Source organism: Frankia sp. CcWB2 (assembly GCF_977927585.1).
Window position 1 is genome coordinate 30,347 of sequence record NZ_CDWRCM010000006.1, and the last position, 10,332, is coordinate 40,678.

At 68.8% G+C, this 10,332-nt stretch carries 9 protein-coding genes and 1 pseudogene; 6 read left to right on the plus strand and 4 right to left on the minus strand.

Going from position 1 to position 10,332, the window contains the following annotated elements:
• Positions 1 to 498: amino acid kinase family protein (locus ACY45C_RS01765; RefSeq protein WP_462185923.1), on the plus strand; the 498-nt coding region annotated here is incomplete at its 5' end.
• Positions 499 to 842: 344 nt separating this feature from the next.
• Here ACY45C_RS01765 and proS read toward each other — a convergent pair.
• Positions 843 to 2,249: a proline--tRNA ligase gene (gene proS / locus ACY45C_RS01770; RefSeq protein ID WP_462185924.1), complete on the minus strand. Its 1,407-nt coding sequence runs from the start codon at positions 2,247 to 2,249 to the stop codon at positions 843 to 845.
• Positions 2,250 to 2,508: 259 nt separating this feature from the next.
• Positions 2,509 to 2,910: pseudogene (locus ACY45C_RS01775) on the minus strand (hypothetical protein); the annotation flags it as partial.
• 823 nt (positions 2,911 to 3,733) lie between these two features.
• Here ACY45C_RS01775 and pstS point away from each other — a divergent pair.
• From pstS to ACY45C_RS01800, 5 genes are all read left to right on the plus strand, one after another.
• Positions 3,734 to 4,843, plus strand: coding sequence for a phosphate ABC transporter substrate-binding protein PstS (pstS, locus tag ACY45C_RS01780; RefSeq protein WP_462185925.1), 1,110 nt, complete (start codon positions 3,734 to 3,736; stop codon positions 4,841 to 4,843).
• Between the two features lie 225 nt (positions 4,844 to 5,068).
• Positions 5,069 to 6,115, plus strand: a complete 1,047-nt coding sequence (pstC, locus tag ACY45C_RS01785) for a phosphate ABC transporter permease subunit PstC (protein WP_462185926.1) — start codon at positions 5,069 to 5,071, stop codon at positions 6,113 to 6,115.
• Positions 6,112 to 7,176, plus strand: a complete 1,065-nt coding sequence (gene pstA / locus ACY45C_RS01790) for a phosphate ABC transporter permease PstA (RefSeq protein ID WP_462185927.1) — start codon at positions 6,112 to 6,114, stop codon at positions 7,174 to 7,176. The genes pstC and pstA overlap by 4 nt, the downstream gene beginning before the upstream one ends.
• A gap of 121 nt (positions 7,177 to 7,297) precedes the next feature.
• A complete protein-coding gene (gene pstB, locus ACY45C_RS01795; RefSeq protein WP_462185928.1) occupies positions 7,298 to 8,074 on the plus strand; it encodes a phosphate ABC transporter ATP-binding protein PstB in 777 nt (258 codons plus the stop codon).
• 124 nt (positions 8,075 to 8,198) lie between these two features.
• Positions 8,199 to 8,993, plus strand: coding sequence for a response regulator transcription factor (locus tag ACY45C_RS01800; protein WP_462185929.1), 795 nt, complete (start codon positions 8,199 to 8,201; stop codon positions 8,991 to 8,993).
• A gap of 17 nt (positions 8,994 to 9,010) precedes the next feature.
• On the opposite strand, the gene ACY45C_RS01805 is transcribed toward ACY45C_RS01800, so the two are convergent.
• Positions 9,011 to 9,910: an HhH-GPD family protein gene (locus ACY45C_RS01805; protein WP_462185930.1), complete on the minus strand. Its 900-nt coding sequence runs from the start codon at positions 9,908 to 9,910 to the stop codon at positions 9,011 to 9,013.
• A 97-nt stretch (positions 9,911 to 10,007) separates the two neighbouring features.
• A partial coding sequence (locus ACY45C_RS01810; RefSeq protein ID WP_462185931.1) for a helix-hairpin-helix domain-containing protein occupies positions 10,008 to 10,332 on the minus strand: 325 nt, incomplete at its 5' end.

Consider the following 10,332-nt stretch of genomic DNA (forward strand, 5'->3'; position numbering starts at 1 on the left):
GAGGACAACCTGCGGGTGATGACGGCGGTTCCCGTTCCGGCGGTGGCCGAGCCCTACATCCGGCTGCGAGCGGTGCACCTGCTGGAGAAGGGGGCGACGGTCATCCTCGCCTGCGGCAACGGCCAGCCCTTCCTCACTACCGACTACCCGGCGGTGCAGCGGGCGCTGGAGCTCAATGCCGACGCGGTGCTGGCCGCCAAGGACGGCGTGGACGGCGTCTACGACAGCGATCCGAAGATCAATCCAGGGGCCAGGCTCTTCTCGCACCTCAGTTATGACGAGGTGATCAGCCGCGGGCTCCGGGTGATGGATCAGTCGGCCTTCATCTTGGCCCGTGACTTCGATATGCCGCTGCATATCTTCGATATCGAGCAGCGGGGCGCGATGACGGCGATCTGCCGTGGTGAGCACCGGGGGACGGTCATCTCCTCTTCGCCGGAGAAGTCCGAAGAGTTCGGGAACGAGGTGCTGGCCAGCCCCGCCGAATCGACGGCCTGATCCCAAAATCGACGGCCTGATCCCGAGGCGCCGGCCACACAATCGATCTCGACGTCGGTCCCGATCTGCCCCCGAGGGGCAGGTCGAGGGAGATCGAATCCGCTTCTCGAAGGACGGGCGCGGTTTGTCTGCACGGCGGCGGACTCACCGCGGGACGCATTACGCCCGTTTCGTGGACGAAGACGACGACTCCTAACCCGGTCCCATAATTCAAGCTTCGTGAAGATACGTTCGTGAAGATACGACTGACCTAGGTTTCCACGGTCGCCGCCGACAGGTCCCCGTCCGCCTGCGCGGCTGATCGTCTCTGTTCCGGACGGCCACCACGCCAGGGATCTTGGACGTCAGTAGGAGCGGGCGATCAGGCAGACGAGGTCGTCGGCGTCGCTGCCGGCCTCGGGGATCCCGCCGTCCGGTGTCTGGAGGCACCGCACGGTGAGCGATTCCTCGGCGAGCTCGGCCTCGCCCTCCTCGCCGACAAGGCGCCAGGGGATCCGGGCGAAGCCGGCCTGGGCGGCCCGGGCGGCCTCGGCAACGGTAGCGACGTCCGTCGTCCGGCTCTCGCGTAGGGCCAGCGCCTCGGCGTACAGGTCGGCCTGCACCTCGTCCAGCAGCACCGGCACCCGCGCGGCGGCCTCGGCCAGCGGCACCGGCACTTTCTCGGAGGTGTCCCGGCGCACCAGGGTGACGTTGCCCGCGGCCAGGTCCCGCGGACCCACCTCGACCCGTACCGGGATGCCCTTGATCTCCGCGTCGGTGACCCGCCGGCCGAAGGACAGCCCGGGACGGGCGTCGACCTGCACCCGAAGACCGGCGTCGGTCAGCGCGGCGGCGATCTGGCGGGCCTTCGTGACGACGGTCTCGTCGTCGCGCACCGGCAGGACCACGACCTGCGTCGGCGCCAACCGGGGCGGGACACGCAGGCCGTTGTCGTCGCCATGCGCCATGATCAGCCCGCCGACCATCCGGGTCGAGCAGCCCCACGACGTCGTCCACGCCAGGTGCCGGGCTCCGTCGGCGCCGAGGAAGTCGATGGTGAAGGCGCGGGCGAAGTTCTGGCCGAGCTCGTGACTGGTCGCCATCTGCAGGGCCTTGCCGTCGCCCATCATGCCCTCGCAGGTCATCGTGTTGGTCGCGCCGGCGAACCGTTCCCGGCGCGTCTTCACTCCGACGAACACCGGGACCGCCAGCACCTGCGTCATGAAGTCGCGGTAGACCTCGAGCGCGATCCGACGGGCGTAGGCCGCGGCATCGGCCTCGTCGGCGTGCGCGGTGTGGCCCTCCTGCCAGAGGAACTCGCTGCTGCGCAGGAACAGCCGGGGACGCAGCTCCCACCGGACCACGTTCGCCCACTGGTTGAGCAGCAGCGGCAGGTCACGGTAGCTCTGGGTCCACTTGGCCAGGTATTCGCCGATCACGGTCTCGCTGGTGGGCCGGACGACTACGGGCTCCTCCAGCTCCTTGCCGCCACCGATGGTGACCACCGCCAGCTCCGGGCTGAAGCCCTCGACGTGCTCGGCCTCCCGGCGCAGGTAGCTCTCGGGGATGAACAGGGGGAAGTAGGCATTGACGGCCCCGGCGGCCTTGATCCGGGAGTCCACCTCGGCCTGCATGCGTTCCCAGATCGCGTAGCCGTACGGTCGGATGACCATCGTCCCGCGGACGGGGCCGTTGTCGGCCAGCTCGGCCTTGGCGAGCACGTCCTGATACCAGCGCGGAAAGTCGGTCGAGCGGGAGGTGAGTACAGCCACCCCGCCACGATATTGCCTCGACCACGGCTCGTGGCCCCGGGGACCGGCACCTGTTGTGTCCCCGCCCCGGCGGGCGCCCCCGGATGCCGCTCGGAAGGCGCCTCGCGCCGGTCGCGGTCGTCTCGGCTGACGGCCCGTCGCCAGAGTGGACGGTCGCTGAGGGGACGGTCCAGGTCCGGCCCGGATCGCCGCCGCGTCCGACCGGCTGCCCGTCGACCCCGCGCCGAGAATCCCGCGAAACCTCCTGGAATACCAGTGAGACGTCCACGTCGCCGTGATGGCTGACCAGCGCGGCCGTGGGGGGAACGATGATCATCGCGGTGGTCAGGTCGGCGGCGGTGGCTCCCGGGGCGAGGAGCAGCTCGTGTTGGACGAGTAAGCCGTCGTTGACGGTGACCACCTCGGCCAGTGACCGTGGCCGTCCCCCGATGACCGGACGGGGTTCCGGCAGGAGATCGTCGCTGTCGACGGTGTTCATGTTCTGGTCGTCCTCCGTTGTCGTGTCGCGTGTCGTGCCGCGTCTGGTTGGTGCCGCCGGCACGGGGGTGCGCAGCGCCGGCCCCGGGTCGTCCGGCCGACCGGGCGCGGCGGTACCCGCGGGCTCTGCGCCATGCGGTCTGCCGCTTGCCGGACCCCGCCGATCCGCCGCGTGACGGGACATCGTCGTCCCGCCACGCGGCGGTGGCTGGTCGTGGCGCGCTTCATCGCCGGGCGGGACGGCTCCCGGTGGGCGGGCCGGCGCAGGCGGATGCGCTGGTCGGATGGAACGGACGGGTCGTGCTGCTCTTCGGATACGCCGTTGATGCTGTCAGCCACATCGATGTTGCTTTACAGCAAAGCATGAGAACGCGGGGTTGGCTACCGGCGATCTGTGCTCAGAGCGGACGTCTGGTAACAGAGGACGAAGATCCCGATCAGCTGCGTAGCGCGGCGCGCGGGTTGGCCGCTTCGCCGGCTCCGTCCCACTGCGTCGCAGGGCGCGGCGCCCCGGGTCGGACATGACACGCGTCGGTGAACTTTCGGTGCTTGCCGCGTCGGAAGGTTGGCAGCGATGGTGCCGCTCGATGACCGTGAATGATCCAGTTCCGGCAGCTCGGCGATCTTCCTGTCAAGCTCTCGCCTGTTCCTGTCCGTTCTCTCCAGGCTTCCGTCCGTTCTCGTCCACTTCCGTCCGTTCTCGTCACGCTCCTGTCCGTGGCCGAGAGTCACTCGTCCACGGCGCTCCGGGTGTGGCGTGATGTTTGGGGTGACGAGTGAGAGTGACTATTTGTCGATCATTCGACACGCACGGTTGTGATCGGATTGGCCGCGGGCTGGCTAATCAACCACGAATCCAGTGACATGGATGTGTTCCGGCTGGTGATAGGTCCGCGTTCGCGGACGTTCACCTTGCGTTCATTCGAGATGGCTTCGATTCTTGTCGGCGCCCCAGTCCAGGGGGCGGACGATTCGGCGCCGTAGCGCGCAAGAACGAAGGGCTGCTCGTGAACCGAGGCAAGCGTCAGGCCGCCGTCGGGGCTGCAATGGTGGCACTGCTCACTGTGGCGGCGTGTGGCACCGACGACAACAGTGACTCCGGCGACACCGGGGCGAAGCCGTCGAACGGGGCGAGCGCGATCGCCTGCGAGAAGGGTTCCATCACCGGATCGGGTTCCTCCGCGCAGAAGAACGCGATGGACGAATGGGTCAAGGCGTACCAGAACGCCTGCGACGGCGCAACGATCAACTACCAGTCGACGGGGTCCTCGACCGGTCGGCAGCAGTTCATCGCCAAGCAGATTTCCTTCGCCGGTTCCGACTCGGCGCTGAAGGACCAGCAGAAGGCCGACGCGGACAATCGCTGTACCCCCGGTACGGCTGTCGACCTGCCGATGGTGGTCGGCCCGGTCGCGCTTGTGTACCACCTTTCGGGTGTCGACAAGCTCCAGCTGTCCGCCCCGACGATAGCGAAGATCTTCTCCGGTGCCATCACCAAGTGGAACGACCCGGCGATCACGGCGGAGAACAGTGGGGTTACTCTGCCTGACGCGCCGATCGCCTCGGTGCACCGGTCCGACGGTTCCGGTACCACCGACAACTTCACCAAGTTCCTGAAGGGCGCGGCCGGCGCCGCCTGGACCTTCGACTCCGGCTCGGACTGGAAGGCCCCGGGCGGCCAGGGTGCCAAGGGCAGCGAGGGGGTGACTGCGACCGTGAAGTCCACCGAGAACTCGATCGGTTATGTGGAGCTCTCCTATGCGGAGAACGCCGGGCTGTCCACGGTCGCGGTCAAGAACGGTGCCGGCGAGTACGTCAAGGCGAGCACGGATGGTGCCTCCCTCGGCCTGAGCACCGCGAAGATCGCCAGCGGTGACGACCTGAAGCTCACCTTCGACTACGCCGCGGCGACCAAGGGGGCGTACCCGATCTACCTGGTCACCTACGAGATCGCCTGCACCGCTGGTCTCCCGGCCGACCAGGCCAAGCTGGTCAAGTCCTTCCTGACCTACACCGCGTCGGACGCGGGCCAGTCCTCGATCGCCGACCTTGGTTACGCGCCGCTGCCGGACTCGGTAGCGACCCGGGTCCGCACGGTGGTCGACAAGCTGTCCTGACGTCGATCTGACGCAGCTCCGATCGGACTATCCGGTGCCCGCGGTGGGGTGAACAGCCCCACCGCGGGTCCGTTGTTCGTTGACGACGGCGAGAGCATCCGGGCCAGAACGGCAGACCAGAACAGCGCACTAGAACAGACCAACAGCACCAGACCAGCCAAGACGGTGACGGCCAGGGCATTCACGAGCGGAAGTCGAGTTCGGAGCACCAGGGGAAGAGGGACCATGACGACGGAGCCGGACAGCTCGGCGGACGCCGAGTCTCGGGGGGCCGCTTCGGCGACGGCCGCCCCATCGGGAGGTGATCGGCCGGCCGGCGGGCTGGCGGACACCTCGACAGGCAAGGCCAAGGTCGGCGTCGCTGACCTGATCTTCAAGAATGCCACCCGCACGGCCGGGGTCGGGCTGCTGGTACTGATCGCCGCGATCGCGGCCTTCCTGGTACTGCGCGCCACCAATGCCCTCGACGCCAATACCGGGAACTTCTTCACCACGGAGGAGTGGTTCCCCAACGCCACGCCGCCGGTTTTCGGTATCGCCGCACTGCTGTTCGGCACGATGATCACTGCTGCCATCGCAATGATCATCGCCGTTCCGGTCGCGGTGGGCATCGCCCTGTTCATTACGGTGTACGCACCTCGCCGGATGGCCTCCGCCCTCGGCTACATCGTCGATCTGCTGGCGGCCGTGCCGAGCGTCGTCTACGGCCTGTGGGGACTGCTCGTGCTCGCGCCGCACATGAAGGGCATCCAGAGCTGGCTGACCGACTACTTCGGGTGGATCCCGCTGTTCGAGACCGATCGCGGGGTCGGCCGGTCGATCTTCGTTGCGAGTGTCGTCCTCGCGATCATGATTCTGCCGATCGTCGCCGCGTTGTCCCGCGAGGTGTTCCTGCAGGTGCCTATTGCGCATCGGGAGGCGGCGATGGCGCTGGGCGCGACCTGCTGGGAGATGATCAGAACCGCCGTCCTGCCCTACGGCAAGCCGGGCGTCATCAGTGCCTCGATGCTGGGCCTCGGGCGGGCGATGGGCGAGACCATCGCGGTCGCCCTGGTCCTGCCGGCGTCGTTCAACATCTCCTGGCAGATCCTCGCGCCGGCCGGTAACACCATCGCCGCGAACGTGGCGAACGGATGGGGCGAGGCCAACGACATCGGCCGCGGTGCGCTTATCGCGTCCGGTCTCGTGCTCTTCATCGTCACCATGCTGGTCAACATCATCGCTCGCGCCATCATCGCGCGGCGGCGTGAGTTCTCGGGGAGTGCCGCATGAACACCGCGACCGTTCCCGGCCCCGCCGTCGAGGGCGGTGAGGACCGGCTGCAGCTGCGGGGCCGGGTCCTGCCCCGCTGGGTACCGCTCGCTGCCGTCGCCGGTGCCGTCGTCCTGACGGCCCTGATCTACCTGGTGACCTCGATCTCCAGCAGGATCCAGTTCCCCCTGCTGGTTGCCGTCTTCTTCATCCTCGCGATGACCGTGGCCTCGACGCTGGTCGAGGGCGGCCGCCGGGCCCGGGACCGGTTCGCGACGAACCTGGTCTACGCCGCCTTCCTGCTCGCGGTCATCCCCCTGCTCGCGGTGCTCGTGAATGTGATCGAGAAAGGTGCGAGGCGGCTGCGCCCCGAGTTCTTCACTCACTCGATGAACGGCATCGGCGCCCGTGACGTCGGTGGTGGCATCTACCACGCGATCATCGGCACGGTGGAGCAGGTCGCGTTGGCGAGCCTGCTGGCCGTGCCGTTCGGTCTGCTGGTGGCCATCTACCTGGTGGAATATGGCCGCGGCCGGGTCAGCCGGGTAATCAGCTTCTTCGTCGACGTGCTCACCGGTCTTCCCTCGATCATCGCGGGTCTGTTCATCCTGGCGTTCTGGATCCTCGCCTTCCACCAGGGCTTCTCCGGATTCGCGGGTGCCCTGGCCCTCACGGTGCTCATGATTCCGATCGTGGTGCGCTCCGCCGAGGAAATGCTGAAGCTCGTTCCGGACGAGCTGCGGAAGGCCAGCTACGCCCTCGGGGTGGCGCGTTGGCGGACCATCCTCAAGGTGGTCGTCCCCACCGCGTTGCCCGGGATCGTGACCGGCGTCATGCTCGCGGTCGCCCGCGTTGCCGGCGAGACCGCGCCGCTGCTGCTGACCGTCTTCGGTACGAACCTCATCAACGCCAACCCGTTCTCCGGGGAGCAGTCCGCACTGCCGCTGTACATCTACTCGCAGGCCGGCCAGCCGCAGCAGTCGGCGGTGGACCGGGCCTGGGCCGCCGCCCTGGTACTCATCATCATCATGCTGCTGCTCAACTTCATCGCTCGTCTGGTCGCCAGACGCTCGCGGCTGTGATGACCCTGACCCGGGATGACAGCGCGGCACAGATCATGCCCTATCTCATCCCATTTAGTCCCATCCCATCTGATCCGACCCTCTGAAACAGCATCCAGGCAGATCGTGAGTCGAGGTAGCCATGGCCACCCGCATCGACGTTTCCGGGCTGACGGCGTACTACGGGAAGTTCAAAGCCGTAGCCGACGTGAACCTGACCATCGAGCCGAAGAACGTCACCGCATTCATCGGGCCGTCCGGATGCGGGAAGTCGACGGTGCTGCGCACGCTCAACCGGATGCACGAGGTGCTTCCGGGGGCCCGGGTCGAGGGGCAGGTGCTCCTCGACGGTGAGGATCTGTACGGGCCCGGGACGGACCCGGTGGCCGTCCGCCGCACCGTCGGGATGGTCTTCCAGCGACCGAACCCGTTCCCGACCATGTCCGTCTACGAGAACGTCATCGCCGGGCTCAAGCTGAACGGGATCCGCAAGAAGGCGCTCCTCGACGAGCGGGCCGAGGAGTCACTGCGGGGCGCGAACCTCTGGGAGGAGGTCAAGGACCGGCTGGGCCGGCCGGGCGCGGGTCTGTCCGGTGGGCAGCAGCAGCGGCTCTGCATCGCCCGGGCGATCGCGGTGGAGCCGCAGGTCCTGCTGATGGACGAGCCGTGCTCCGCGCTCGACCCGATCTCCACTCTTGCGATCGAGGATCTGATCGCGAAGTTGAAGTCGAGCTTCACCATCGTCATCGTCACCCACAACATGCAGCAGGCGTCGCGGGTCAGCGACTCGACCGCCTTCTTTTCGCTGGAGAAGACCGGCGACCCCGGCCGCCTCGTCGAGTACGACAAGACCTCGCAGATCTTCAGCAACCCCAAGGAAAAGCGGACCGAGGACTACATCTCCGGACGGTTCGGCTGACGGACGGGGAGATTGGCGGACAGGACGCGCGGATGCTCCCGGTACCGCGTGGGGCCGGTCAACCGGGGGGCAAGACCGTGGCTCGACAGGCGAGGACCCGGCCGTTCCGGCAGGCCTGGCGGTCGTGGCAGTAGACCCGGCAGCCGACGGGCGTCGGTACCGCGGCCCGTTCGGTGGGACGCGGAGACGGACGACGGGCACCGGGCCGGGGGGCTGCCCGGCGCTGTTGATCGCGGACGAGGACGTCGACGACGGCATGCTCGACGCCTTCGTCGCGAACGGTGTCGAGGTCAGTGTGGTGGCGGACGGGGCGCTGGCCCTGCTGGAGATCGGTCTGCGGCATCCGGCCGCGCTGCTGATCAGTGCCCGGCTGCCCGTGGTGGACGGGGTGACCGTCGTGCGGACGGTGCGTAGCGTGCCCGGTCACGACGACGTGCCGATTCTCCTCGCGGTCGGCCCCGATGACCGGCCGAGAGCTGCCGCCGGACTCGACGCGGGGGCCAGCGCCTGCGTGGGCAAGCCGTACCGGGTTCCCGAGGTCCTCGCGATGGTGGGGTTCATCGGAACCGGACGGGCCGGAACGTATCCGCCCCGGATGCACGAGCCGGAGGTGCTGCGCGGCGGACGGGTGCTGCTGGACCGCGCGGCGCACGAGGTCCGTCTCGACGGGGCCGTGGTCCCGGTCCCGCCGCGGGAGTTCCGGCTGCTCGCGCTGCTCCTGGAACAGACGGGCCGGGTCGTCACGCGCGAGACGCTGCTGCGAGAGGTCTGGGGTTCGGCGCAGACGGAGACGAACACGCTTGCCGTGCACGTGCGGCGGCTGCGGCGGCGGCTGGGCGAGACGGCCGGCCAACCGACGGTCATCGAGAGCATCCGCGGGGTCGGCTACCGCTTCCGCGCCGTTGCCGATCCGGGTTGAGCCCTTCCGCAGGGACGTCAGCCGGGCAGCGCGTAGACGCCCGGCGCCACCCGTACCACGAGGCCATCGTCGATCAGTCCGGCGAGGGCGCGGGTCCGCTGCACCGGATCGTCCCAGACCTGGTCGAGGATCTCCTGACCCACCTCCGGACTGGCGTCACGCAGGACGGCGAGCAGCCGGCCGCGGACCTGGCGGTCGGTGCCGGCGTACCCCTGGGGCCGGCGCGCGGGCCCCGCGCTCGGCGGGCTGCCCGCGGACACCCACGCACACCGTCCCAGCAGGGGGCAGGCGGCGCAGCGAGGCATCCGGGCAACGCAGACCAGCGCGCCGAGCTCCATGAACGCGGCGCTGGCCCGGGCGGCCGTCTCGGCGTCCGGCGGCAACAGCTCCGCGATCTCGACCAGGTCGCGGCGGCTGACCGTGGCCGGCGGGTCGGCTCTTCCCTCGACGGCCCGGGCGAACAGCCGGCGCACGTTGACGTCGACGACCGGATGGCGCTGGCGGAAGGCGAAGGCGGCAACCGCCCGCGCGGTGTACGTCCCGATGCCGGGCAGCGCGAGGAGATCGTCGAGGTGCCGGGGGATCTCGCCGTCGTGCCGTTCGACGACGACGGTCGCCGCCTGGTGCAGCCGCAGCGCGCGCCTGGGGTAGCCTAACCGGCCCCACGCCCGGACGGCCTCCCCGGCCGGCTCGGCGGCGAGCGCGGCGGGCGTCGGCCACCGGTCCAGCCAGGCCTCCCAGACTGGCAGCACCCGGCTGACCGGGGTTTGTTGCAGCATCACCTCGCTGACCATGATTGCCCAGGGGCTCGTCAGGGGACGGCGCCACGGCAGGTCCCGGCCACAGACGGCGAACCAGTCCAGGACGAGATCGGCCAGTGGTCCGGGCGCGCTGCTGATTCCGGCTGTGCTGGTCATTCCCGCCATCGTGCCAGGCGACCAGGCCGGCCGGAGGCGGCAGGCGGCCTCCCGTCGCCTTCGGCTACTACACCTAGCACTACCGTACGCAGCGTTACTACACGTAGCGTTCGAGAATGCTCGACTCGGCGAGCCGGGAGAGGCCCTCGCGGACCGCTCGGGCGCGGGTCTCCCCGACGCCGTCGACGGCCTGCAGATCGTCAACCCCGGCGGCGAGCAGTTTCTGCAGGGTGCCGAAATGATCGACGAGCCGGTCGACCACCATCCGTGGCAGCCGGGGCACCTTCGCCAGCATGCGGTAACCGCGCGGACTGATCTGCCGGTCCAGGATGTCCGCCCCGCCGGAGAATCCGATCACCCTGGCGAGGACGGTGAGGTCGAGCAGGTTGGTCGGAGACATCGCGGACAGCTCGCCCAGGACC